Here is a 24,862-nt window from a genome sequence, read left to right as displayed (position 1 = left end):
GGGGAGCCGGCACACCCGCCGACGAGGACCACGGCCCAGAGCGGAGGCCGAGCGCCGGACCAGCCCAGGTCCGGGATCCGCGTCCAGCCTAGTCGAGCGCGCGTGCCAGGATGCGTCCGGGCGCCCAGCGCCCGCGGCGCGAGCCGCCCACCGACGGGAGGTGCCCCATGACGCACGCCGAGCCCGACCTCGCCCTCGCGCTCGACCGCGCGCACGTCTTCCACTCGTGGTCCGCGCAGGGCACGCTCAGCCCGCTCGCGGTGCAGACCGCCGAGGGGTGCCGCGTGACGGACACCGCCGGGCGGACCTACCTCGACCTGTCCAGCCAGCTGGTCAACACGAACATCGGCCACCGCCACCCGCGCGTCGTCGCCGCGATCCGCGAGCAGGCCGAGCTGCTGCCGACCGTCGCCCCGGCGCACGCCAACCTGACCCGGGGCCTCGCGGCCCGCGCGATCGTCGAGCGCGCACCGGAGGGCATGTCGAAGGTGTTCTTCACGAACGCGGGCGCCGACGCGAACGAGAACGCGATCCGGATGGCGCGCCTGCACACCGGACGCGACAAGGTCGTCTCGACGTACCGCTCGTACCACGGCAACACGGGCGCCGCGGTGGTCGCGACCGGTGACTGGCGACGCGTCCCGAACGAGTACGCGCGCGGCCACGTGCACGTCTTCGGCCCCTACCTGTACCGCAGCGAGTTCTGGGCGACGACGCCCGAGCAGGAGGCCGAGCGTGCGCTGCAGCACCTCGACCACGTGATCCGGGCCGAGGGGCCGGCGTCGGTCGCGGCGGTGCTGCTCGAGACGGTCCCCGGGACCGCGGGCGTGCTCGTCCCGCCGCCCGGGTACCTCGCGGGCGTGCGCGAGATCTGCGACCGGTACGGCGCCGTGCTGGTCCTCGACGAGGTCATGGCGGGATTCGGCCGGACGGGGGAGTGGTTCGCGTTCGACGGGTTCGACGTGCGCCCGGACCTCATCACCTTCGCCAAGGGCGTGAACTCCGGCTACGTGCCCGCCGGGGGTGTCGTCCTCTCCGACGAGATCGCGGCGACCTTCGACGACCGCGTCTTCCCGGGCGGGCTGACCTACTCGGGGCACCCGCTCGCCATGGCGTCGGTCGTCGCGACGCTCGAGGCGATGGCCGACGAGGGCGTCGTGGACAACGCGCGGCGGATCGGCGAGGACGTGCTCGGGCCGGGCCTGCGCGAGCTGACCGACCGCCACGCCGTCGTCGGCGAGGTGCGCGGGCTCGGCGTGTTCTGGGCGGTCGAGCTCGTCCGCGACCGCGCGACGCGCGAGCCGGTGGACGCGGACGCCATGGCGCGCGTGAAGGCCGGCCTCCTGCGCCGGGGCGTGCTGCCGTTCGTGCAGGACAACCGCGTGCACGTCGTCCCGCCCTGCGTCATCACGCCCGACGAGGTCCGCGAGGGCCTCGCGGTCCTCGACGAGGTCCTGGCCGAGGTCGGTCCGGAGGTGGTCGCGTGAGGCGCGCGCTCGTCACCGGCGCGTCGTCGGGCATCGGGGCCGCGACGGTCCGGCGCCTGCGCCGGGAGGGGTGGGAGGTGGTCGCGTCGGCGCGGCGCGCGGACCGCCTGGCCGAGCTCGCGGCCGAGACCGGGGCGGAGGCGTTCCCCGCGGACGTGACCTGCGACGACGACGTCGCACGGCTGGCCGCTCACCTCGCCGCGACCGGGGGGCTCGACGCGGTCGTCAACAACGCCGGCGCGGCGATCGGCCAGGACCGGGTCGAGGACTCGGACGTCGACGGCTGGCGCGCGATGTACGAGCTCAACGTCCTCGGCACGCTGCGCGTCACGAAGGCCGTGCTGCCGCTGCTGCGCGCGTCGGGGGAGGGCGACGTCGTCGTCGTCACGTCGACCGCCGCGCACGGCGCCTACGAGGGCGGTGGCGGGTACACCGCGGCCAAGCACGCCGAGCGGATGCTCGCGACGACGCTGCGCTGGGAGGTCGTGGGCGAGCCGCTGCGGGTCGTCGAGATCGCCCCCGGTGCGGTCGCGACCGACGAGTTCTCGCTCGTCCGGTTCGGCGGCGACGCCGAGCGCGCCGCCAAGGTCTACGAGGGCTACCGGCCGCTCACCGCCGACGACGTCGCGGACACCATCGCGTGGGCGCTGAGCAGGCCCGCGCACGTCAACGTCGACCTCCTCGTGGTGCGCCCGCGGGCGCAGGCGCACAACACCAAGATCGCGCGGACGGGCGTCTGACGTCCCCGCCCGTCGCGCGGCCGGGACCTTCGTCCCGGATCCTGGGACGGGGCTTCCCGGGTGATGACCACGCTGTCAAGGTCGTCACATGACTTCCGCCCGACTGCTCTTCGTGCCGCGCGACGCCGCCGCCGCACGAATGTGCATGTCTGCGGGAGCCGCGCTGCCGTCCTGCCGCTGAGGTCCCCGGGCCCCGAGCCCGCCCAGCGCCCACCCAGCAGCCCACCCGCCGCGCCGACCTGACGGTCCCGTGGACGCCTCGCGTCCGCGGTCGCGGCTCCCGCCCCGCCGGACGAGGCACGACCCGTCCGGACCTGCCCGCGCGCCCCGTGACGCACCCGTCACCACCCCGGCGCGCCCGGCCAGCCCGCCGTCGCGTCCGTGCGCGCCGGTGTCCACCCAGAGCGCGTTGCCGCGCGCCCGACCCCGAGGAGCAGACGATGGCCACCGTCCTCGTCCTGACCGCAAGCCCGTCCATCACGTCCCGTACCTCCGCGCTCGGCCACCACGTCGGTGACGAGCTCGTCCTCGCCGGGCACGACGTCCGGTTCCTCGACCTGCGCAGGCTGCCCGCGCAGGCCCTGCTCGCGGCCGACACGTCGGCCCCCGAGATCTCCGCGGCGGTGCAGGCCGTGCTGGCCGCGGACGGCGTCGTCGTCGCGACCCCCATCTACAAGGCCTCCTACTCGGGGCTGCTCAAGGTGTTCCTCGACCTGCTCCCGCAGCGGGCCCTCGAGGGGAAGGTCGTCCTGCCGCTCGCGACGGGCGGGACGGTCGCGCACCTCCTGGCGATCGACTACTCGCTCCGGCCCGTGCTCGTGTCCCTCGGGGCGTCGCACATCACGACGGGACGGTTCGTCCTCGACCAGCACATCGACCACACGTCCGGCGGCCCCGTGCTCGCCGACGAGTCCACGCGCGCGTGCATCGCCCGGACCGCCGACGCGTTCCGGCTCGCCCTGCGCGAGGTCGCGGGCCCCGTGCGGTCCCTCGCGGCGTCCGCCTGACGTCGCCCGGGGGCCACCACCGTCGTTGCCGCGGTGGTGGTGGTCCGCGGGCTCGTGGTCCGGACCGACGGCGCTGGGGGGCGCCGGTCCGAACCGTCCTGGTCCGTCCGGGACGGCGGCCCGAGCCCGACGGCGGTGCCGGGCGGACATGGTCCGTCCGCCCGGCACCTCGTCCCACCGGTTGCCGCCGGTGGGCACGCGCACCGTCCCGAGGGACGGCGTCCATCACGCACCGAGCAGTATCCCCGCCCGGGTGCCCGGCGTGCCAGCGGCCTCGGGACGCACGCACCCGGGTGCGTGAGGTGCCGTGGGGCCCCTCACGCACCCAGGTGCGCCCGGAGCGCGTCGCGGACGAACGTCGCACCCTCGACGCCCCCGTAGGCCGCCGCGAACCGCTCGTCGGCGACGTACGTGTCCGCGAGGCCGAGGACGTACCCGCGGTCCGGCGCCGGACCGCCGTGCCCCGGGGTCCCGGGGACGCCGGCGAGCCATGCGACGTGGCGCCGCGCGAGCTCGGCGGCCGCTGGCGAGTCGGCCGCGGCGCCGGAGGCCGCCAGGGCAGCCCAGTCGCGTCCGAGCTCCGCGGTGCGCCGCCGCCACGCGGCCCGCTCGTCGTCCGACATCCCGCGCCACCAGGCGTCCGAGTCCGCGTAGGCCCGGGCGCCCCAGCGGCGCTCGACCTCGTCCTTGTGCTGCGTGTGGTCGAAGCCGTCGAACATCTGCTCGGCCATGACCGGTCCTCCTCCCGTGAGTGCGGCGATCGTGCGCTCGACCGAGCGCACCTGCCGTGCGACCCGAGCCTGCTCGGACCGCAGCTGGTCGAGGTGGTGACGCAGCGCGACGACCTGGTCCTCGCCCTCGTCCACGACGCGGGCGACCGCCGCGAGCGGGACGCCGAGCGCGCGCAGCACGAGGATCCGCTGGAGCCGCACGAGCTCGTCGCGGCCGTAGAACCGCAGCCCGCCGTGCCCGACCCGGCTCGGGCGCAGCAGCCCGATCGCGTCGTAGTGGCGCAGCGTGCGGCTCGTCGTGCCGGTGAGCCTCGCCACCTCCTGGATCGGGACCTCGACGTCCTGGTCGACGCTCGTCACGTGGTCACCTCCTCCTGTCACGCACGACGGTAGGAGTTGACGTCACGTCAACCGCAAGCCCCGACGACCCGCGTTCGCGGACGCGCGCTGGACCGCCTTGTACGATCGGGGAAAGGCGTCGACCCGGCCATCACCGGCGAGCCTCCGGAAGAACCGGCTCCCGCGCGTGCGGGCGCCCCAGTAGAACCGGACGGGTGGGCCCGTCACAGCCTGCGACGAGCGGTCCTCGTCCCGTGCCCGGCCACGCCGACGCACGGACGGGGGCAAGCGAGGTGGTACCGCGGCGCCCCGGCGTCGTCCTCGCACGATGTGCTGCACACCGTGACGACCAGGAGCCCCTCGATGGCCTACCCGCTGCACCGCCCCGACAGCTCGGGCGTGCCCGCGTCCCCGGACCTGCCCGCGCTCGAGAAGGACGTGCTGGCCCACTGGGCCGAGGACGGCACCTTCCAGGCGTCGATCGACGCGCGGCCCGCGGGCGACGACGGCGCGAACGAGTACGTCTTCTACGACGGCCCGCCCTTCGCCAACGGCCTGCCCCACTACGGGCACCTGCTGACCGGGTACGCGAAGGACGTCGTGCCGCGCTACCGCACGATGCGCGGTCAGCGCGTCGAGCGCCGCTTCGGCTGGGACACCCACGGCCTGCCCGCCGAGCTCGAGGCCGAGCGCGTGCTGGGGATCACCGACAAGTCCCAGATCGAGGAGATGGGCATCGCCGCGTTCAACGAGGCGTGCCGCACCTCGGTGCTCCGGTACACCGACGAGTGGCGCGCGTACGTCACGCGGCAGGCGCGCTGGGTCGACTTCGACAACGACTACAAGACGCTCGACCTGCCGTTCATGGAGTCCGTCGTCTGGGCCTTCAAGCAGCTCTACGACAAGGGCCTGGCGTACGAGGGCTACCGCGTCCTGCCGTACTGCTGGCGCGACGAGACGCCGCTGTCCAACCACGAGCTGCGCATGGACGACGACGTGTACGCGTCGCGCCAGGACCCGGCCGTCACGCTCGGCGTCCGCCTCGAGAGCGGCGAGCTCGCGCTCGTGTGGACGACGACGCCGTGGACGCTCCCGTCCAACCTCGCGGTCGCGGTCGGTCCCGACGTCGAGTACGTCGTCGTCGTCCCGGGGGAGGGTGCGGCCGAGCACCTCGCGGGCGAGCGGCTGCTGCTCGCGGCGTCGCGCCTGGCCTCGTACGCGCGTGAGCTCGGGGACGAGCCCGCCGTGCTGGAGCGGGTCGCGGGTCGCGACCTCGTCGGGCGGCGCTACACGCCCCCGTTCGGCTACTTCGAGGGGCACGAGAACGCCCACCGGCTGCTCGCGGGCGACTTCGTCTCGACCGAGGACGGCACGGGCCTGGTGCACCTCGCGCCCGCGTTCGGCGAGGACGACATGGCGGTGTGCGACGCGGCCGGGATCACCCCGGTCGTGCCCGTCGACAGCAAGGGTCGCTTCACCGCCGAGGTCCCCGACTACGCGGGGGAGCAGGTCTTCGACGCGAACGCGCGGATCCTCGCCGACCTCAAGGCGGGGACCGGGCCGCTCGGGGCGGTCGCGCCCGCGCAGCGCGCGGTCGTCGTCCGGCACGAGACCTACCAGCACCCGTACCCGCACTGCTGGCGCTGCCGGAACCCGCTGATCTACAAGGCCGTCTCGAGCTGGTTCGTGCGCGTGACCGCGTTCCGCGACCGGATGGTCGAGCTCAACGAGCAGATCACCTGGGTGCCCGACCACATCAAGCACGGGCAGTTCGGCAAGTGGCTCGAGAACGCGCGCGACTGGTCGATCTCGCGGAACCGGTACTGGGGCACGCCGATCCCCGTCTGGGTCAGCGACGACCCGGCCTACCCACGCACCGACGTGTACGGCTCGGTCGCCGAGCTCGAGGCCGACTTCGGCGTCCAGGTGACCGACCTCCACCGGCCGTTCATCGACGAGCTCACGCGCCCGAACCCCGACGACCCGACCGGCCGGTCGACGATGCGCCGGATCCCGGACGTGCTCGACGTCTGGTTCGACTCGGGCTCGATGCCCTTCGCCCAGGTGCACTACCCGTTCGAGAACGCGGACTGGTTCGAGCACCACTACCCGGGCGACTTCATCGTCGAGTACATCGGGCAGACGCGCGGCTGGTTCTACACGCTGCACGTCCTCGCGACGGCGCTGTTCGACCGGCCCGCCTTCCGCACGTGCATGTGCCACGGGATCGTGCTGGGTGACGACGGCCGCAAGGCGAGCAAGAGCCTGCGCAACTTCCCCGACCCCGTCGAGATGTTCGACGTCTACGGGTCGGACGCGGTCCGCTGGTCCCTCATGTCCTCGACCATCCTGCGCGGCGGCAACCTCGTCGTGACCGAGGACGGCATCCGTGACGCCGTCCGCACGGTCCACCTGCCCCTGTGGAGCACGTGGTACTTCTTCTCGCTGTACGCGGGCGCGGCCCACGGCGGGGCCGGGTACGCCGCGCAGCGCGTCACCACGGAGCGGGTCGAGCACCTGCCGCACATGGACCGCTACGTGCTCGCCCGCACGCACGACCTCGTCGTCCGGGTCACCGAGCAGCTCGACACGTACGACATCGCGGGGGCGTGCGAGTCCGTCCGCGACCACCTCGACATGCTCACCAACTGGTACGTGCGGACGCAGCGCGACCGGTTCTGGGCGGACGACCACGACGCGTTCGACACGCTGTGGACCGCGCTCGAGGTGCTCACGCGCGTCATGGCGCCGCTCGCGCCGATGGTCGCCGAGGAGGTCTGGCGGGGCCTGACCGGCGGGCGCAGCGTGCACCTCGCCGACTGGCCGGCCGTCGCGTCGGGCGAGGCCGACGCCGTGCTCGTCGCGGACCCCGCGCTCGTGCACGCGATGGAGGCCGTCCGCGAGGTCGTGTCGACCGTCCTCGGCCTGCGCAAGGGCCACGGGCTGCGCGTCCGTCAGCCGCTGCGCGAGCTCGGCCTCGCGCTCACCGACCCGGCCGCGGTGCAGCCGTACGCCGACCTCGTCGCGCGCGAGCTCAACGTCAAGCACGTCACGCTCGTCCCGGTCGCCGAGGTGGGCCTCGCCGACCTCGGCGTGACGCAGCGGCTCGCGGTCAACGCGCGTGCCGCGGGCCCGCGGCTCGGCCGCCGGGTCCAGGAGGTCATCCGCGCCGCCAAGGCCGGGGAGTGGGAGCAGTCGGGCGACACGGTCGTCGTGCGCGTCGCCGACGGGGCCGTGCCGCTCGAGCCGGGCGAGTACGAGCTCACGACGGTCGTCGCGGACGGTGCCGACGAGCAGAACACCGTCGCCGCCGTGCTGCGGGACGGCGGCGTCGTCCTGCTCGACACCGGTCTGGACGACGCGCTCCGCGCGGAGGGCTTCGCACGCGACGTCGTGCGCGTCGTCCAGGACGAGCGCAAGGCCGCGGGTCTGCAGGTCTCCGACCGCATCCGGCTCGCGCTCACCGTCGGGGCCGAGCACGTCGCCGCGGTCGAGGCGCACCGCGACATGATCGCGCGCGAGACGCTGGCCACCGAGCTCGCCGTCGTCGCGGGTGACGTCGACGGTGCCGTCGCGCACGCCGCCGTGGCGCGTGTCGAGGTCGACGCGTGAGCGCCGACGACGAGGCCCTGCGCGAGGTCTACGCGGGGATCCTCGACCGGGCACCCGAGCACGCCTTCGAGCCGACGCTCGACCGCGTGGTCGAGGTGTGCGACCTGCTGGGCCGGCCGCAGGACGCCTACCGCGTCGTGCACGTCACGGGCACCAACGGCAAGACGTCGACGGCGCGCATGGTCGACGCCCTGCTGCGCGAGCACGGCCTGCGCACGGGTCGCTTCACGAGCCCGCACCTGTCGAGCGTGACCGAGCGCGTCGTCGTCGACGGCGAGCCCGTGAGCGCCGAGCGGTTCGTCGAGCTGTGGCAGGACGTCGCGCCGTACGTGCACATGGTCGACCAGCGGTCGCTCGCGGCCGGCGGCCCGCGGATGAGCTTCTTCGAGGTGCTCACGGTCATGGCGCTCGCGGCGTTCGCCGACGCCCCCGTGGACGTCGCCGTCGTCGAGGTCGGCATGGGCGGCCTGTGGGACGCGACCAACGTGGTGACCGCTGACGTCGCGGTGCTCACGCCGGTCTCGCGCGACCACGAGCGGTGGCTCGGTCACGACCTGGTGGACATCGCGGGCGAGAAGGCCGGGATCATCAAGGACGGCAGCGTCGTCGTGCTCGCCGAGCAGACCGAGGAGGTCGACGGCGTGGTCCTCGCCGCCGCGGCCGAGCACGGCTCGCGCGTGCTGCGCGAGGGCGTCGACCTCGAGGTGGTGCAGCGTCACGTCGCGGTCGGCGGCCAGGTGCTCGACCTGCGGACCAGCGGCGGCCTGTACACGGGCGTGCTGCTTCCGCTGCACGGCGCGCACCAGGCGCACAACGCGCTGCTCGCGCTGTCGTCGGTCGAGGCGCTCCTGCGCGACGGCGGTGCGCTCGCGGGTGACGTCGTCGAGGCCGCCTTCGGCTCAGTCACGTCGCCGGGCCGGCTCGAGGTCGTCCGGTCCTCGCCCACGGTCCTCGTCGACGCGGCGCACAACCCCGCGGGTATCGAGGCACTCGTGGTCGCGGTGGAGGAGGCGTTCGCCTTCACGCGGCTCGTCGGGGTGGTCGCCGTCATGGAGGACAAGGACGCCGAGCAGATCCTCGCGGGGCTCGAGCCGCTCGTCGACGAGGTGGTCGTGACGCGGTCGGCGTCCGCCCGGTCGCTCGACGTCGAGGACCTCGAGCGGGTCGCGGTCGAGGTCTTCGGCGAGGACCGGGTCCACCGCGCCGAGCGCGTCGACGAGGCGGTCGCCCGCGCGGTCGAGCTCGCGGAGGGCGGGAACTCCGGTGCGCTGACGGGTGCGGGTGTGCTCGTCACCGGGTCGGTCGTGCTCGCGGGCGAGGTCCGCGTCCTCATGGGGCGCTGAGCCCGGCCACCGCCCACCTGCCCACCACCGCTCCTGCACGGACGTGCAGGAGCGGTGCACGGGATCCCCTTGACCGTGATCGGCACGCGTGAGGATGCTGACCAGCAGGGACGCCCCGGCCGGGCCCGGCCACGGGTCGGCGGGGCGCCCGTGCCGCGGCGACGAGGCCGCGGGTGCGACCTGAGAGGGAGTGCAGCGTGAAGAAGCTGATCAACGACCCGTCCCGCGTCGTCGACGAGTCCGTCGAGGGGTTCGGGCTCGCCCACGCCGACCTGGTGGCCGTCCGGACCGACCCTCTCTTCGTGGTGCGGGCCGACGCGCCCGTCCGGGGCAAGGTGGGTCTGGTCAGCGGCGGCGGCAGCGGGCACGAGCCCCTGCACGCCGGCTTCGTCGGACGCGGGATGCTCGACGCGGCGGTACCGGGCGCGATGTTCACCTCGCCGACGCCCGACGCGATCGCCCCCGCGACCGCAGCGGTCGACGGCGGCGCCGGCGTGCTGCACATCGTCAAGAACTACACGGGCGACATCCTCAACTTCGAGACCGCCGCCGAGCTCGCCGACGCCGACGGGATCGAGGTCCGGACGGTCGTCGTCAACGACGACGTCGCGGTCGAGGACTCGCTGTACACCGCCGGGCGGCGCGGCGTCGCGGGGACCGTCGCGGTCGAGAAGATCGCCGGGGCGGCGGCCGAGCGCGGCGACGACCTCGCGTCGGTCGCGTCCGTCGCCGAGCGCGTCGTCGCCAACGTCCGCAGCATGGGCGTCGCGCTGTCGGCGTGCACGGTGCCGCACGCCGGCACGCCCAGCTTCGACCTGACCGACGCCGAGATCGAGATCGGCATCGGCATCCACGGCGAGCCCGGTCGTCGTCGCATCCCCATGGCACCGGCGGACGAGATCACCGACCTGCTCACCACCCCGGTCATGGACGACCTCGGACTGGCGTCGGGCGACCAGGTGCTGCTGCTGGTCAACGGCATGGGGGGCACGCCGCTGTCCGAGCTCTACGTCGTGTACCGGCACGCGCGCCGGCTGCTCGAGGGGCGCGGCGCGACGGTGAGCCGGTCGCTCGTCGGCAACTACGTGACGTCCCTGGAGATGCAGGGCGCCTCGGTGACCGTGCTGCGGCTCGACGACGAGCTCACGGCGCTGTGGGACGCCCCTGTGCACACCGCCGCCCTGCGCTGGTGACGTGAGCGCCGCGCGCCGGACCGGGGACGAGCGAACCGCGGCCCGGCGCGCGGTGGCGTACCGGCGTGACGCGGTCGCCGACGGCGCCTCGGTGCCGTGGGAGGTGGCCGCGTGGCAGGGTGGGGTCACCCGCGCCGCGGCGCGGGCCTCTCGGACGAAGGAGGAGCATGAGCCTCGACGTGACGTGGGCGCTCGCATGGGTCCGGCGTACCGCTCAGGTGGTCGCCGAGAACCGTGACCTGCTCGTGGAGCTCGACCGCCAGATCGGCGACGGCGACCACGGCGAGAACCTCAACCGCGGGTTCGCCGCGGTGATCGGCAAGCTCGACGGCGCCGAGCCGCCCGAGCTCGTCGGCGACGTCCTGAAGACCGTCGCGACGACCCTGATGTCGACCGTGGGCGGCGCGGCGGGACCGCTCTACGGCACGGCATACCTGCGCGCCGCGAAGGTGACGGGCGTCGCGTCGCTCGACGCGGCCGGCGTCGTCGCGCTGCTCGAGGCGGGCCTGGAGGGCATCGTCGCGCGCGGCAAGGCGCAACCGGGTGAGAAGACGATGGTCGATGCGTGGACGCCGGCCGTGACCGCGGCCCAGGACGCGGCGGCGAACGGCGCGTCCGCGGAGCAGGTCCTCGTGGCCGCGGCCGAGGCTGCCGAGGCGGGTGCCGTCGCGACGGACCCGCTGGTCGCGACGAAGGGCCGCGCGAGCTACCTCGGGGAGCGCAGCGCGGGCCACCGCGACCCGGGCGCTGCGTCGTCGGCCCTCGTCATCCGGGCTGCCGCGGAGGCGGCCGGCACGGCGTCGGCGACGGCGTGACCGTGGCGCGCGTCGCGCTCGTCCTGGTGTCGCACTCGCGCGCCGCGGCGGAGGGCGTCGCGGAGATCGCGGCGCAGATGGCCCCCGACGTCGCGATCGTCGCGGCGGGCGGCATGCCCGAGGGGATCGGCACCAGCTTCGAGCGGGTGCTCGACGCGATCGAGGAGGGCGCCGCGGCGGCCCAGGAGGGGTCGGGGGCCGACGGCGGCGGCGTCGCGGTGCTCACCGACCTCGGCTCCGCGGTGCTCACGACCGAGTCGGTGCTCGAGGCGGTCGACGAGGACGTCGCCGCGCGCGTGCGCCTGGTCGACGGGCCGTTCCTCGAGGGCGCCGTGGCCGCCGCCGTGCGCGCCCAGCAGGGTGGGGACCTCGACGAGGTCGTCACGGCCGGGGAGGCGGCGGGGGACTGGTCGACGTCGCGCACGTCGGGGCCGCGCGACGGTGCCGCTTCCGCGGGAGCTCCCGACGCGGCCGGCGCCGCAGCCGCCGGCGAGGCCGTCCGTCGGACCGTCGTCCTGCGGAACCCCCTCGGCCTGCACGCGCGGCCGGCAGCTCTGCTCGCCCGTGCGGTCGCGGACCTCGGGGTCCCGCTGACGGTGGACGGTGTGGACGGCGCGAGCGTCCTCGCGCTCATGGCGCTCGGTGCCGCCGGCGGCCACGAGCTCGTGGTGGAGGCGTCGGGCCCGGGAGCCGCCGAGGCGGTGGACGCGGTGGTCCGCCTCGTCGACGAGGGCTTCGGCGAGGTGTGACGCAGCAGGGCGACACGGCCGCAGCCGCGCCGCCGTCGTCCAGCAGCTGCCGGACGCGGCGCGAGGGCCCGCGGGGACGTCGAGCGCTCGCCGGTAGCCTGAGCCGGTGAGCGCGAGCACGAGCGACCAGCCCCCGACCGGTCGGGACACGGGCAGCGAGGGGGGCACCGGGCGCGCGGCGGGGTCGGCGCGGCCGCCCCGGTCGGCGCGGCGCCAGTTCGCCGCGACGATCCTGTCCCTCGAGGCGTTCGTCGTGCTCTTCGCGACGCTCGCGGCGTACGGGCTCCGGCTCGCACCGGCCGGCACCGTGTGGCTCCTCGGCGGGAGCCTCGCCCTGTCGATGCTGCTGGTCGCGGGCATGCTGCGGTGGCCGGCCGGCTACTGGGCCGGCTCGGTGCTCCAGCTCCCGCTGCTCGTGCTCGGGCTCGCGGTGCGCGAGATGCTGCTCGTGGGTGGGATCTTCGTCGTGCTGTGGGTCGTCGCGCTGCGGCTCGGCGGGCGCATCGACGCCGAGCGCGCCGAGAGGGCCGCCGCCGCGCCGCTAGGGTGACCGCCATGACGTCAGCACCCGAGCGCACCCTCGTCCTCGTCAAGCCCGACGGCGTCCGCCGCGGACTGGTGGGGGAGGTGCTGCGACGCATCGAGGCCAAGGGGTACACCCTCGTCGCGGCCGAGCTGCGGACGGCCGACGCGGAGCTCCTCGGTGCGCACTACGCCGAGCACGAGGGCAAGCCCTTCTACCCGGCGCTCGTCGAGTTCATGGCGTCGGGTCCGGTCCTCGCCGTCGTCGCGGAGGGCCACCGCGTGATCGAGGGCTTCCGCGTGCTCGCCGGCGCGACGGACCCGACGACCGCAGCGCCCGGCACCATCCGGGGCGACCTCGGTCGCGAGTGGGGCCTGCGCGTGACCCAGAACCTCGTGCACGGGTCGGACTCGCCCGAGTCCGCCGCGCGCGAGATCGCGCTCTGGTTCCCGCACCTCTGACCGTCCCGCCACCACCCGGCCGCCCGGCCGACGCCGCGGCGGCGGCGCCCGCCTGACCGCCGCCCGGCCGACGACCTCCTAGGCTCACCCCGTGCACCTGAAGACCCTGACGCTCCGCGGCTTCAAGTCGTTCGCGTCCGCGACGACGCTGGGCTTCGAGCCCGGCGTCACCTGCGTCGTGGGCCCGAACGGCTCCGGCAAGTCGAACGTCGTGGACGCGCTCGCCTGGGTGATGGGCGAGCAGGGTGCCAAGTCGCTGCGCGGCGGCAAGATGGAGGACGTCATCTTCGCGGGCACGTCGGGGCGGCCGCCGCTCGGTCGTGCCGAGGTCAGCCTCACGATCGACAACAGCGACGGCGCCCTGCCGATCGACTACACCGAGGTGACGATCTCGCGGACGCTGTTCCGCAGCGGCGGCTCGGAGTACGCGATCAACGGGTCGTCGTGCCGGTTGCTCGACATCCAGGACCTGCTGTCCGACTCGGGCCTCGGCCGCGAGATGCACGTCATCGTCGGCCAGGGCCAGCTCGACGCGGTCCTGCGCGCCACACCCGAGGAGCGACGCGGCTTCGTCGAGGAGGCCGCCGGCGTCCTCAAGCACCGCAAGCGCAAGGAGAAGGCGCTCCGCAAGCTCGACGCGATGCAGGCGAACCTCACGCGCCTGACCGACCTGACGAGCGAGATCCGCCGCCAGCTCGGCCCGCTCGGCAAGCAGGCCGAGGTGGCCCGCAAGGCGCAGACGGTCCAGCAGGACCTGCGCGACGCACGCGCCCGCCTCCTCGCGGACGACCTCGTGCAGCTCACCGCGACCCTCGAGCAGGAGATCGCCGACGAGACGGCGCTGCAGGCCAGGCGCGCCGAGGTCGAGCAGACGCTCGCCGCGGCCCGCGCCCGTCTCGCGGGCCTGGAGGCCGAGGCGGCCGCCGCGGCTCCTGCGCTGTCCGAGGCGAGCGAGGTCTGGTACCGGCTGTCGTCCCTGCGCGAGCGGCTGCGTGGGACGTCGACGCTCGCGGGCGAGCGGCTGCGCCTGCTCGGCTCGGCCGCGGACGAGCCGACCGGTGGTCGTGACCCCGACGACCTCGAGGCGCAGGCCGCGCGGGCCCGCGCTGCCGAGGCCGAGCTCGCGGGCGAGGTCGAGATGGCCCGTGCGGCGGTCGAGGCGGCCGCGACCCAGCGGGCCGAGCTCGAGGAGGCGGCCCGCGCCGCGGAGAAGCAGGTCGCCGCACTGCAGCGCGCGGTGGCCGATCGCCGCGAGGGCCTCGCGCGTCTCGCCGGCCAGGTCGCTGCCAAGCGCAGCCGCGTCGAGGCGACCGAGTCCGAGATCGGTCGACTGCGCGACGCCGTCGCGGAGGCCGAGCGCCGCGGTCACCAGGCGACGGTCGAGTTCACGGCCCTGGAGTCCCAGGTCGCGGGGGTCGAGCAGGGTGAGGAGGGGCTCGACGCCGAGCACGAGGCGGCCACCGAGGCCCTCGACGACGCCGTCGCGCGCCTCGCCACCCTCAAGGAGGCCGAGCAGGTCGCCGAGCGCGACCGCGCGACCTGGGCCGCGCGCGTCGAGGCCCTCGGGATGAGCCTCGTCCGCAAGGACGGCGCCGGGGCGCTGCTCGAGGCGGACCTCCCGGGGCGGCTCGGGTCCCTCGCGGCGCTCGTGAGCGTCGAGGCCGGGTTCGAGGACGCCCTCGCGGCCGCCTTCGGGGCGACGGCGGACGCGGTCGCCGTCGAGTCGCTCGAGGTCGCCGTCGACGCGCTGCGCCTCCTGCGGACAGAGGACTCGGGACGCGCGGTGCTGGTCGTCGGGTCCGGCGGCGCACCCGACCCCGGTGCGTCGAGAACCGGGGTGCCCGACGGCGTCGCGCTGCCGGAGGGGGCGGTGCCGGCGGTGTCGCTCGTGCAGCCCGCCGCCGTCGTCCGCGCCGCGGTCGAGGAGCTGCTCACCGGCGTCGTGGTGGTCGACGACCTCGCCCGGGCCCGTGCCCTCGTGCACGAGCACCCCTCCCTCACGGCCGTGACGCGCCAGGGCGACCTGCTCGGCGCGGTGCGGGCGTCCGGCGGCTCGGCCTCGGCTCCGTCGGTGCTCGAGCTCCAGGCGGCGCTCGACGACGCGCGCGAGCAGCTCGACGAGGCGGTCGCCCGCGGCGAGCGCACCCGCTTCGAGCTCGTCGCCGCACGGGACGCCGAGCAGGCGGCGCGCGAACGCCACGACGCGACGCTCGACCGGCTCCACGAGTCGGACGCCGCGCTCGCGGCCGTGGCCGAGCAGCTCGGGCACCTCGGGTCGGTCGCTCGGTCCGCGCGGGCCGAGGTCGAGCGGGCCGAGCGCGCGCTCGCCGGCGCGACGGAGCGCCTCGCGGCGGACCAGACCGAGCTGGCGGAGCTCGCGGAGCGGCTCGAGCGCGCCGAGCAGGACCCTGCGGAGTCCGAGGACGAGATCGCGACCGCGCTCGCGGAGCGCGACCGGACGTCCGCCGAGGCGTCGTCGGCGCGGTCGCGCGAGACCGAGGCCCGGCTGACGCTGCGGACGAGCGAGGAGCGCGCGCGGGCGCTGTCGGGCCGGGCGCAGTCCCTCGAGCGTGCGGCGGCGACCGAGCGGCAGGCGCGCGAGCGTGCCGCCGAGCGGGCGCGCCAGCGCGCCGAGCAGGCGCGTCGCGCGCAGGCCGTGGCCGCCGGCGCCGACCGGGCGCTCGCGGTGCTCGAGGTGTCGCTGCGGCGGGCGAGCGAGGAGCGCGAGGCGGTCGAGGCCGCACGGGCGGAGCGCGACGAGCAGGTCCGTGCGACCCGTGCGGAGGTCGACCGTGCCGCGGCCGACCTCGCCGAGCTGACGGACGTCGCCCACCGCGACGAGGTCGCGCGCACGCAGCAGCGGCTGCGCATCGAGCAGCTCCAGGCGCGTGCCGTGGAGGACCTCGGCACCGACCCCGAGGTGCTCGTCGCCGAGTACGGGCCGGACCGGCCGGTGCCCCTGTGGGGCGACCGTGCCGAGGCCGTCCGCTCGGCCGCGGCCGAGCAGGACCGCGAGCCCGACGACGACGAGCTGCACGTGCCGTACGTCCGGGCCGAGCAGGAGAAGCGGCTCCGCGCGGCCGAGCGCGCGCTGTCGCTCCTGGGCAGGGTGAACCCGCTGGCCCTCGAGGAGTTCGCGGCGCTGGAGGAGCGGTACACGTTCCTGTCCACACAGCTCACCGACCTGAAGAAGTCGCGGAGCGACCTGCTGCAGATCGTCCGCGAGATCGACGAGCGCGTCGAGCAGGTGTTCGCCGAGGCGTACCGCGACACCGCGGTGCAGTTCGAGCGGGTCTTCGCGCGGCTCTTCCCCGGGGGCGAGGGCCGCCTCGTGCTCACCGACCCGGGCGACATGCTGACGACCGGGATCGAGGTCGAGGCCCGCCCCGCGGGGAAGAAGGTCAAGCGGCTCTCGCTGCTGTCGGGCGGTGAGCGGTCGCTCACGGCCGTGGCGCTCCTCGTCGCGATCTTCAAGGCGCGGCCGAGCCCGTTCTACGTCATGGACGAGGTCGAGGCCGCGCTCGACGACGTCAACCTCGGCCGCCTGCTCGAGATCTTCCGCGAGCTGCAGGAGGACAGCCAGCTCATCGTCGTGACGCACCAGAAGCGCACCATGGAGATCGCCGACGCGCTCTACGGCGTGACGATGCGCGGCGACGGCGTCACGACCGTGATCAGCCAGCGGCTGCGTGAGGACGCCCCCGCCTGAGGTGGAGATCCTGTGGTGATCTCGCGAGCCGGGGCCGCACGGAAGGACGCCGGGGCCACGGGCGGGCGATACTCCGAAGTCATGGGACCTGTGCTGCTGACCCTCGCTCTCGCGCTCGCCGTGTCGGTCGGTGTGGTGGCGCTCAGCGCCCTCGTGTCCGCGGGTGGCCCCGACGGCGTGCGACGTCAGCTCGCCGAGGTGCGCGCCGCCCTCCGCGAGCGACGCGACGTCGGCCCGGCGACCACCCCCCGCGACGACGACGACGAGGACGAGCTGTCCGTCGACGCGATCTTCGCCGTGGGTCGGCCCGACCCCCAGGGCTACGTGGACGCCGACGAGCTCGCCGACGCGCTGCAGCGCGCGGGCTCGGCCGTCGTCGGCCGCGTCTCGGGCGTCGCGCACCGTGCGCGCCGCTGACCCTCCGCACACCTCCTGAGAGACTGCACGCGTGAACGACTTCCTCGACGTCCTCGTCTTCGGCATCCCCGCGCTGCTCGTCGGCGGCGCAGCGGCCTACGCCGGCGCGCGCCTGCGCCGTCGGGGCCGCAGCGACGGGCCGCCCGCCGTCCCGACGACCGACGCCGTCGACGGCAGCGCGGTCCCGACGACCGACGGCACGCCGCCCGGCGTCGCGGTCGACGAACGCGTCGAGGAGCCAGCCCTCGAGGTGCCCGCGGTCGAGGCGCCGGAGCCCGTCGCCGGGCGCCTCGTCCGCCTCCGCGAGCGGCTCGCCCGCTCGGGTTCGCCGCTCGGCACGCGCCTGCTCGCGGTGCTGTCGCGCGACCACCTGACCGAGGACGACTGGGACGAGATCGAGGAGACGCTCCTCCTCGCCGACGTGGGCGCCGGGCCGACCACCGAGCTCGTCGACCGCCTGCGCGAGCGCGTCCGCGTGCTGGGCGTGCGCGAGCCGGCGGCGGTCCGCGCACTCCTGCGCGAGCAGCTCCTCGAGCTCGTCGACCCGTCGCTCGACCGCTCGCTCGCGACGACCCCCGGGGTGGCCGACGACGGGTCGCCGCACCCGGCCGTCGTCCTCGTCGTCGGCGTCAACGGGACCGGCAAGACCACCACCGTGGGCAAGCTCGCGCGCGTGCTCGTGGCCGAGGGCCGCACCGTGGTGCTCGGTGCGGCGGACACCTTCCGCGCCGCGGCGGCCGACCAGCTCCAGACCTGGGGCGCCCGCGTGGGCGTCCCGACCGTGCGCTCGGACCGCGACGGCGCCGACCCCGCCGCCGTCGCGTTCGACGCCGTGAGCAGGGGGTCCGCCGAGGGTGCCGACGTCGTGCTCGTCGACACCGCGGGCCGGCTGCAGAACAAGGCCGGGCTCATGGACGAGCTCGGCAAGATCACGCGCGTGCTCTCACGCCGTGCGCCGGTGGCCGAGGTGCTCCTCGTGCTCGACGCGACGACGGGGCAGAACGGCCTCAACCAGGCGCGCGTGTTCGGCGAGGTCGCGGGCGTCACGGGCATCGTCCTGACCAAGCTCGACGGGACGGCCAAGGGCGGCATCGTCGTCGCGGTGCAGCGCGAGCTCGGCGTGCCCGTGAAGCTGGTGGGCCTGGGCGAGGGTCCGGACGACCTCGCGCCGTTCGAGCCCGAGGCCTTCGTCGACGGCCTCCTGCAGGGCTGAGGGTCCCTCCGTCCGACCCGCGAAACGCAACGTTCACCTCGCGGGACGCTCCGTCACCGCGGCGTAACACCGCGGCGCGTCGGGGGAAACAGCGAGCCACGACAGTTGACCCGCGACCAGCCACCCCCGGCTGGTGCGACGGAGAGGCGGTCACATGGAGTTCTCGCTGGACACCGGAAACACAGCGTGGATCCTGACGGCGTCTGCGCTCGTGCTGCTCATGACGCCGGGACTGGCGTTCTTCTACGGCGGCATGGTGCGCGGCAAGTCGGTCCTCAACATGATGATGATGAGCTTCGGCGCGATGGGCGTCGTCAGCGTCATCTGGGTCCTCTGGGGCTACTCGGGCACCTTCGGCTCGGACATCGGCGGCATCATCGGCAACCCCCTCGAGTACTTCGGGGTCAGCACGATCACGGACGAGCAGAGCCTCATGGCGGCGGCGGGCGTCCCCGCCCTCGTCGCCGTGGCCTTCCAGGCCACGTTCGCGATCATCACGGTCGCCCTCATCTCCGGTGCGGTCGCCGACCGCACCAAGTTCGGCTCGTGGATGGTCTTCACGGCCGTCTGGGTCACGCTGGTCTACGTCCCGATGGCCCACATGGTCTGGGGCGGCGGCCTGCTCGGCGCCGACGGCATCACGTCCGGACTGTCGACCCCCATCGACTTCGCGGGCGGCACTGTCGTCCACATCAACGCGGGTGTCGCGGGTCTCGTCCTCGCGCTCGTCATCGGCAAGCGCCGCGGCTTCGGCAAGGAGCCCATGCGGCCCCACAACCTGCCGTTCGTCATGCTCGGCGCGGCGCTGCTGTGGTTCGGCTGGTTCGGCTTCAACGCGGGCTCGGAGTTCGCGGCCGACGGCACGGCCGGCCGGGCCTGGGTCAACACGCTCGTCGCGACGGGCGTCGCGATGCTCACGTGGCTCCTCACCGAGAAGGTCCGTGACGGTCACGCCACGTCCCTCGGTGCCGCGTCGGGCGTCGTGGCAGGTCTCGTCGCGATCACCCCCGCCGCCGCGGCCGTCGACACGTTCGGCGCCCTCGGGATCGGCGCGGTCGCCGGTGTGCTCTGCGCGCTCGCGGTCGGTCTGAAGTACCGCTTCGGCTACGACGACTCGCTCGACGTGGTCGGCGTCCACCTCGTCGGCGGTCTGGTCGGCACGGTCCTCATCGGTCTCTTCGCCAACGTCGGTGACGGCGTCAACGGCACGTGGTACCCGGACGGTGCGCTCAACGGCCTCTTCTACGGCGGCGGGGTGACGCAGCTCGCGACGCAGGTGGTCGTCGCCGTCGTCGCGATGGTCTTCAGCGCGGCGGTCACCGCCGTGATCGCGATCGCGATCAAGGCCACGATCGGGCTGCGGGCGAGCGACGAGGCCGAGCTCGGCGGGCTCGACCTCGCCGTCCACGGCGAGGCCGCGTACGAGACCCTGGGCGGTGGACGCTTCTCGGGAGAGGGCCGCACGGCGCTCACCGCAGCAGCTCCCGCCGCTCGTCCCACCACGGAGGTGAAGTGATGACCAAGCTCGTCACCGCAGTGATCCAGCCCCACCGGCTCGACGACGTGAAGTCCGCGCTCGAGGCGTTCGGGATCCGGGGCATGACCGTGAGCGAGGCGAGCGGCTACGGCCGTCAGCGCGGCCACACCGAGGTCTACCGGGGCGCCGAGTACACCGTCGACCTGGTCCCCAAGGTCCGTCTCGAGGTCCTGGTGGCCGACGACGACGCGGTGAGCGTCACCAAGGTGATCGTCAACGCGGCGCAGACGGGCAAGATCGGTGACGGCAAGGTGTGGGTGGTCCCGGTCGAGGACGTCGCCCGCGTGCGCACCGGTGAGCACGGCGACGAGGCCCTCTGACGAGATGACGCGACCGCACGACGACGCGGTCGGGCCGGCAGCAGGACCTGCGCAGGAGGCCCCACGCCCCCCGGTGGGGGTGTGGGGCCTCCGCGCTGACCGGCTCGACCTGGCCCGCCGGCTCACCGGACCGGGCTCGAGCGGGGCCGCGCGGCGACGCGCGGTCGCCGACCTGACGACGGGACGTCTCTCCGAGCTGTGGGACGACGTGTCGGACCTGCTGCCGACGACCGACGGGATCGCGCTCGGCGCGGTCGGCAGCCTCGGCAGGCGCGACGCGTCGCCTGCGAGCGACCTGGACCTGCTGCTCGTCCACGACGGCCGCACCCACGCCCCGGACGTCGTGGCGGCGCTCGCCGAGCGGCTCTGGTACCCGGTGTGGGACGCGGGTCTCGACCTCGACCACTCGGTGCGCACGCTCGCCCAGTGCCGCCAGGTCGCGACCGCCGACCTCCCCGCGGCCGTGGGCCTGCTCGACCTGCGCCACGTCGCGGGGGACCCCGCCGTCGTCCTCAAGGCGCGCTCGGCCCTGCTGACGGACTGGCGCAGCGCCGCGCGGCGTCGACTGCCCGAGCTCATCGCGGGCACGCGCGTGCGCGCCGAGCGGACCGGGGAGCTGGCCTACCTCGTCGAGCCCGACCTCAAGGAGGCCCGTGGCGGCATCCGCGACGCGGTCGTGGTCTTCGCGCTCGCGGCGACCTGGCTCACCGACCGGCCGCACGGCGGGCTCGACGTCGCCTACGAGCACCTCCTCGACGTGCGGGACGCCGTCCACGTCGTGACGCGCCGATCGACGAACCGCCTGCTGCGCGCGGACCAGGACGAGGTCGCCCAGCTCGTCGGCGCGGACGACCCGGACGACCTCCTCGCGGGCCTCGCGGAGGCCGGCCGCACGGTGTCGCACGCGCTCGACACGACGATCCGGCACGCGCGCCAGGCACTGGCCAGGCCGTCGACCCGGCGCCCCGTCGTCGTGCGCGGCCGTCGCGTCGCGCCGCGCCTGCGGTCGGTCGGCCAGGGCCTCGTCGAGCACGACGGCGAGCTCGTGCTGGCCGCCGGGACGCGTCCCGAGGACGACGCCGAGCTCGCGCTGCGCGCGGCGGCGACATCCGCCCGGCTCGCGGTCCCTCTGTCGCCGGTGACGGTCGCGAGCCTCGCGCGCACGCCCGACCTGCGCGAGCCGTGGTCGGCCACGGCCCGCGCGTACCTGCTCCAGCTGCTGTCGACCGGACCCGCGCAGGTACCGGTGTGGGAGACGCTCGACCTGGCTGGAGTCGTGACGCGGTGGATCCCCGAGTGGGCGGGCGTGCGCAACCGCCCCCAGCGGTCCCCGGTCCACCGGCACACCGTGGACCGTCACCTCGTCGAGACGGCGGCGCGCGCGGCACGGTCGCGGCGCTCGGTCGAGCGCCCGGACGTCCTGCTCCTCGCCGCGCTGCTGCACGACATCGGCAAGCGGCGCGGTGCCGAGGACCACAGCGTGGCGGGCGCGCGGCTCGTGCCGGCGATCGGCGAGCGGATCGGGCTGGCCCCGCGGGACACCGCCGACGTCACCCGGCTCGTGCTGCACCACCTGACGCTCGCGACGCTCGCCACGACCGAGGACCCCGACGACCCGGCGACGGTCGCGCGGCTGTGCGACGCGGTGGACGGGCGGGTGGAGGTCCTGCGCCTGCTCAGGGCCCTCACCGAGGCCGACGCGTCGGCCGCGGGGCCGACGACGTGGTCGCCGTGGCGTGCCCGGCTCGTCGACGACCTGACCGGGCGGGCCCTCGCGGCGCTGCGCACCGAGGGCTGACGTGCGTGCGGCGGGTACCCTGGGACGGCCCGCGTCCTACCACCGGTGAGGTCCTGTGTTCGCCACGCTGTCCGACCGTCTGACGTCGACCTTCAAGAACCTGCGCAGCAAGGGCCGGCTGTCCGAGGCGGACATCGACGCCACGGTGCGCGAGATCCGCCGGGCACTGCTCGACGCCGACGTCGCCGTGACCGTCGTCCGTGAGTTCACGGGCAAGGTGCGCGAGCGGGCGCTGTCGGCTGAGGTCTCGGGCGCGCTCAACCCCGCCCAGCAGGTCGTCAAGATCGTCAACGACGAGCTCGTCTCGGTGCTCGGCGGGGACCAGCGTCCGCTGCGGTTCGCCAAGACCCCGCCCACGGTGATCCTGCTCGCGGGCCTGCAGGGCGCCGGCAAGACGACGCTCGCGGGCAAGCTCGCGCAGCACCTGCGCGAGAAGGGGCACACGCCGCTCCTCGTCGCCGCCGACCTCCAGCGGCCGAACGCGGTGACCCAGCTCCAGGTCGTGGGCGAGCGCGCCGGTGTCCCCGTGTTCGCGCCGCACCCGGGCGCGCAGGAGGGCGCCGAGCACCTCCCCGGCGCGTCGGCCGGTGACCCGGTCGCGGTCGCGCGCGACGGCGTCGCCACCGCGCGCTCGCGCCAGCACGACGTCGTGATCGTCGACACGGCGGGTCGCCTCGGCGTCGACGCCGAGATGATGCAGCAGGCCGCGGACATCCGGGACGCCGTCCAGCCGGACGAGATCCTGTTCGTGATCGACGCGATGATCGGTCAGGACGCGGTAACCACCGCGCAGGCGTTCGCCGACGGCGTCGGGTTCACGGGCGTCGTGCTGTCCAAGCTCGACGGCGACGCACGCGGCGGCGCGGCCCTCTCGGTGGCGTCCGTGACGGGTCGGCCGATCCTCTTCGCGTCGACGGGTGAGAAGCTCACCGACTTCGAGGTCTTCCACCCGGACCGCATGGCGGGGCGCATCCTCGACATGGGCGACGTGCTGTCGCTCATCGAGCAGGCCGAGAAGGCGTTCGACGCCGACCAGGCCGAGGCGATGGCCGGCAAGCTCGTCAGCGGCGAGGACTTCACGCTCGAGGACTTCCTCGTCCAGATGCAGGGCCTGCGCCAGATGGGCTCGATGAAGAAGATGCTCGGGATGCTCCCCGGCATGGGCCAGATGCGCGAGGCCATCGAGAACTTCGACGAGCGCGAGGTCGACCGCATCGAGGCGATCATCCGCTCCATGACGCCGGGTGAGCGGAACAACCCGAAGATCATCAACGGGTCGCGCCGGGCGCGCATCGCCAAGGGGTCGGGGACGACGACCACCGACGTCAACCAGCTCCTCGAGCGGTTCGCGGGCGCGCAGCAGATGATGAAGCAGATGGCGCGCGGCGGAGGGATGCCCGGCGTCGGCGGCATGGGGCGGCTCCCGGGGATGGGCGGCAAGAAGTCCCGCGGCAAGATGGCGCCCCAGCCCAAGAAGGCCAAGGGCCGCTCGGGCAACCCCGCGAAGCGTGCCGAGCAGGAGCGCGCTGCCGCGTCCCGGTCGGCCGCTCCGCGGTCGGGTCCGGCCGGTTCGGCCTTCGGGATCCCGCAGCAGCCGCCCGCGGGCGCCGACCCGGGCTCGCTCGAGCTCCCGCCCGGCCTGGAGAAGTACCTGGGCCGATGAGCGACGCCGCTCCCGCCGGTCCGCCGGTCCCCCCGGTCCTCGAGGTGCGCGGCCGGGTCCTCCTCGACGAGGACCAGGAGACCGATCGGCTCTGGGTCGTCGACGGTCGCGTGACGCTCGCGCCGCCGCGTGGACGGCGGTCGGCGGACGTCGGCGTGCTCGAGGGCTGGGCCGTGCCCGGGCTCGTGGACGTGCACTGCCACATCGGGCTGGGTCCGGACGGTCCGGTCGACGAGGCGACCGCCGAGCAGCAGGCGCGCACCGACCGCGACGCGGGGACGCTGCTCGTGCGCGACGCCGGCTCGCCGAGCGACACGCGCTGGGTGGACGCGCGCCCGGACCTCCCGCGCGTGATCCGCGCGGGGCGGCACCTGGCCCGGCCCCGGCGCTACCTGCGCCACTACGGCCGCGAGCTCGACGACGTCGCGCAGCTGCCGTCCGCAGTCGCCGAGGAGGCCGCACGCGGGGACGGCTGGGTCAAGGTCGTCGCGGACTGGATCGACCGGGACCTCGGCCCCGACGCGGACCTCACGCCGCTGTGGCCCGACGACGTGCTCGCGGACGCGGTCGCGGCGGCCCACGACGCGGGCGCCCGCGTCACGGCGCACACCTTCTCGACGGAGGCGCTCCCCGGGCTCCTCGCCGCGGGCGTCGACTGCCTCGAGCACGGCACCGGGCTCACGCCCGACCTCGTCGACGAGGTCGCCGCCCGCGGCGTGCCGGTCGTCCCGACGCTGGTCCAGGTCGCGAACTTCGAGGGCTTCGCGCAGCAGGCGGGCGACCGCTTCCCGCGGTTCGCCGAGCGGATGCGACGCATGCACGCACGCCGCTACGAGCACGTCCGGGACCTGCACGACGCCGGCGTCCTGCTGCTGCTCGGATCGGATGCGGGCGGCACGATCGCGCACGGGCGGCTCGCGGACGAGGCCCACGAGATGGTGCTCGCGGGCGTCCCCGCGGCCGACGTCGTCGCGTCGGCCTCGTGGCGCGCGCGCCGGTTCCTCGGCGCCGCGTGCCTGGGCGAGGGTGCGCCGGCCGACCTCGTGGTCTACCCGGCGGACCCGCGGTCGGACATCGGTGTGCTGCGTGCCCCGCGCGCCGTCGTCCTGCGCGGCCGCGTCGTCGCGCCCGCGGGGGCTGCGACCGCCTGACGGTGCGGTCCGTCGCAGGTCGCAGCCCGGGTCGCGCCCGCTGCGCGGAGGCAC

At 74.9% G+C, this 24,862-nt stretch carries 19 protein-coding genes; 18 read left to right on the top strand and 1 reads right to left on the bottom strand.

What is annotated here, in order from left to right; translation table 11 throughout:
• The first annotated feature begins 167 nt into the window (after positions 1-167).
• The 3 genes from IEV86_RS04320 (at position 168) to ssuE (ending at position 3,234) form a co-directional block, all read left to right on the top strand.
• Positions 168-1,487, top strand: a complete 1,320-nt coding sequence (locus tag IEV86_RS04320; RefSeq protein ID WP_043603416.1) for an aspartate aminotransferase family protein — start codon at positions 168-170, stop codon at positions 1,485-1,487.
• A complete protein-coding gene (locus IEV86_RS04315) occupies positions 1,484-2,227 on the top strand; it encodes an SDR family oxidoreductase (RefSeq protein ID WP_043603412.1) in 744 nt (247 codons plus the stop codon). Before IEV86_RS04320 ends, IEV86_RS04315 begins: the two co-directional genes overlap by 4 nt.
• A 440-nt stretch (positions 2,228-2,667) precedes the next feature.
• Positions 2,668-3,234 (top strand): NADPH-dependent FMN reductase, encoded by a 567-nt coding sequence (ssuE, locus tag IEV86_RS04310; protein ID WP_043603408.1) that lies wholly within the window; start codon positions 2,668-2,670, stop codon positions 3,232-3,234.
• A 317-nt stretch (positions 3,235-3,551) separates the two neighbouring features.
• On the opposite strand, the gene IEV86_RS04305 is transcribed toward ssuE, so the two are convergent.
• Positions 3,552-4,325, bottom strand: coding sequence for a MerR family transcriptional regulator (locus IEV86_RS04305; RefSeq protein ID WP_043603405.1), 774 nt, complete (start codon positions 4,323-4,325; stop codon positions 3,552-3,554).
• Positions 4,326-4,667: 342 nt separating this feature from the next.
• On the opposite strand from IEV86_RS04305, the gene ileS reads away from it, so the two are divergent.
• From ileS to IEV86_RS04230, 15 genes are all read left to right on the top strand, one after another.
• On the top strand, positions 4,668-7,916 hold the full coding sequence (gene ileS, locus IEV86_RS04300; protein ID WP_043603403.1) for an isoleucine--tRNA ligase: 3,249 nt from the start codon (positions 4,668-4,670) through the stop codon (positions 7,914-7,916).
• Entirely contained in the window at positions 7,913-9,259 is a 1,347-nt protein-coding gene (locus tag IEV86_RS04295; RefSeq protein ID WP_043603401.1) for a bifunctional folylpolyglutamate synthase/dihydrofolate synthase, read from the top strand. The genes ileS and IEV86_RS04295 overlap by 4 nt, the downstream gene beginning before the upstream one ends.
• A 197-nt stretch (positions 9,260-9,456) precedes the next feature.
• Positions 9,457-10,452 carry a dihydroxyacetone kinase subunit DhaK gene (dhaK, locus tag IEV86_RS04290; RefSeq protein ID WP_043603397.1) on the top strand — a complete coding sequence of 332 codons (996 nt, stop codon included), beginning with the start codon at positions 9,457-9,459 and terminating at the stop codon, positions 10,450-10,452.
• Between the two features lie 167 nt (positions 10,453-10,619).
• Positions 10,620-11,267: a dihydroxyacetone kinase subunit DhaL gene (gene dhaL, locus IEV86_RS04285; RefSeq protein ID WP_043603395.1), complete on the top strand. Its 648-nt coding sequence runs from the start codon at positions 10,620-10,622 to the stop codon at positions 11,265-11,267.
• Positions 11,264-12,016: a dihydroxyacetone kinase phosphoryl donor subunit DhaM gene (gene dhaM, locus IEV86_RS04280; RefSeq protein WP_202595136.1), complete on the top strand. Its 753-nt coding sequence runs from the start codon at positions 11,264-11,266 to the stop codon at positions 12,014-12,016. The genes dhaL and dhaM overlap by 4 nt, the downstream gene beginning before the upstream one ends.
• A gap of 106 nt (positions 12,017-12,122) precedes the next feature.
• On the top strand, positions 12,123-12,566 hold the full coding sequence (locus IEV86_RS04275; RefSeq protein WP_081978511.1) for a DUF4233 domain-containing protein: 444 nt from the start codon (positions 12,123-12,125) through the stop codon (positions 12,564-12,566).
• Positions 12,567-12,571: 5 nt separating this feature from the next.
• Positions 12,572-13,000: a nucleoside-diphosphate kinase gene (ndk, locus tag IEV86_RS04270; protein WP_043603469.1), complete on the top strand. Its 429-nt coding sequence runs from the start codon at positions 12,572-12,574 to the stop codon at positions 12,998-13,000.
• 91 nt (positions 13,001-13,091) lie between these two features.
• Positions 13,092-16,709 (top strand): chromosome segregation protein SMC, encoded by a 3,618-nt coding sequence (smc, locus tag IEV86_RS04265; RefSeq protein ID WP_188484552.1) that lies wholly within the window; start codon positions 13,092-13,094, stop codon positions 16,707-16,709.
• A gap of 81 nt (positions 16,710-16,790) precedes the next feature.
• On the top strand, positions 16,791-17,126 hold the full coding sequence (locus IEV86_RS04260) for a hypothetical protein (RefSeq protein ID WP_043607872.1): 336 nt from the start codon (positions 16,791-16,793) through the stop codon (positions 17,124-17,126).
• A gap of 31 nt (positions 17,127-17,157) precedes the next feature.
• Complete coding sequence (ftsY, locus tag IEV86_RS04255; protein ID WP_043607874.1) at positions 17,158-18,339, top strand: signal recognition particle-docking protein FtsY; 1,182 nt, start codon at positions 17,158-17,160, stop codon at positions 18,337-18,339.
• Positions 18,340-18,493: 154 nt separating this feature from the next.
• Positions 18,494-19,855 carry an ammonium transporter gene (locus tag IEV86_RS04250; RefSeq protein WP_052426350.1) on the top strand — a complete coding sequence of 454 codons (1,362 nt, stop codon included), beginning with the start codon at positions 18,494-18,496 and terminating at the stop codon, positions 19,853-19,855.
• A complete protein-coding gene (locus IEV86_RS04245; protein WP_043607893.1) occupies positions 19,855-20,196 on the top strand; it encodes a P-II family nitrogen regulator in 342 nt (113 codons plus the stop codon). Before IEV86_RS04250 ends, IEV86_RS04245 begins: the two co-directional genes overlap by 1 nt.
• A 4-nt stretch (positions 20,197-20,200) precedes the next feature.
• Entirely contained in the window at positions 20,201-21,994 is a 1,794-nt protein-coding gene (locus tag IEV86_RS04240) for a [protein-PII] uridylyltransferase (protein WP_052426351.1), read from the top strand.
• A 55-nt stretch (positions 21,995-22,049) separates the two neighbouring features.
• On the top strand, positions 22,050-23,657 hold the full coding sequence (gene ffh, locus IEV86_RS04235) for a signal recognition particle protein (protein WP_043607876.1): 1,608 nt from the start codon (positions 22,050-22,052) through the stop codon (positions 23,655-23,657).
• Positions 23,654-24,808 (top strand): amidohydrolase family protein, encoded by a 1,155-nt coding sequence (locus IEV86_RS04230; protein ID WP_052426352.1) that lies wholly within the window; start codon positions 23,654-23,656, stop codon positions 24,806-24,808. Before ffh ends, IEV86_RS04230 begins: the two co-directional genes overlap by 4 nt.
• Positions 24,809-24,862: the final 54 nt, after the last annotated feature.

It is taken from the genome of Cellulomonas carbonis (assembly GCF_014636275.1).
Lineage (GTDB): Bacteria > Actinomycetota > Actinomycetes > Actinomycetales > Cellulomonadaceae > Actinotalea > Actinotalea carbonis.
Note: the sequence above shows the minus strand (reverse complement) of the source record. Positions and strands in the feature narration are given on the sequence as shown.

Coding starts and splice junctions, on each gene's coding strand:
- IEV86_RS04320 (WP_043603416.1), top strand. CDS start 168: ATGACGCACGCCGAGCCCGACCTCGCCCTCGCGCTCGACCGCGCGCAC.
- ssuE (WP_043603408.1), top strand. CDS start 2,668: ATGGCCACCGTCCTCGTCCTGACCGCAAGCCCGTCCATCACGTCCCGT.
- ileS (WP_043603403.1), top strand. CDS start 4,668: ATGGCCTACCCGCTGCACCGCCCCGACAGCTCGGGCGTGCCCGCGTCC.
- dhaL (WP_043603395.1), top strand. CDS start 10,620: ATGAGCCTCGACGTGACGTGGGCGCTCGCATGGGTCCGGCGTACCGCT.
- ndk (WP_043603469.1), top strand. CDS start 12,572: ATGACGTCAGCACCCGAGCGCACCCTCGTCCTCGTCAAGCCCGACGGC.
- IEV86_RS04260 (WP_043607872.1), top strand. CDS start 16,791: ATGGGACCTGTGCTGCTGACCCTCGCTCTCGCGCTCGCCGTGTCGGTC.
- IEV86_RS04250 (WP_052426350.1), top strand. CDS start 18,494: ATGGAGTTCTCGCTGGACACCGGAAACACAGCGTGGATCCTGACGGCG.
- IEV86_RS04245 (WP_043607893.1), top strand. CDS start 19,855: ATGACCAAGCTCGTCACCGCAGTGATCCAGCCCCACCGGCTCGACGAC.
- IEV86_RS04240 (WP_052426351.1), top strand. CDS start 20,201: ATGACGCGACCGCACGACGACGCGGTCGGGCCGGCAGCAGGACCTGCG.
- IEV86_RS04230 (WP_052426352.1), top strand. CDS start 23,654: ATGAGCGACGCCGCTCCCGCCGGTCCGCCGGTCCCCCCGGTCCTCGAG.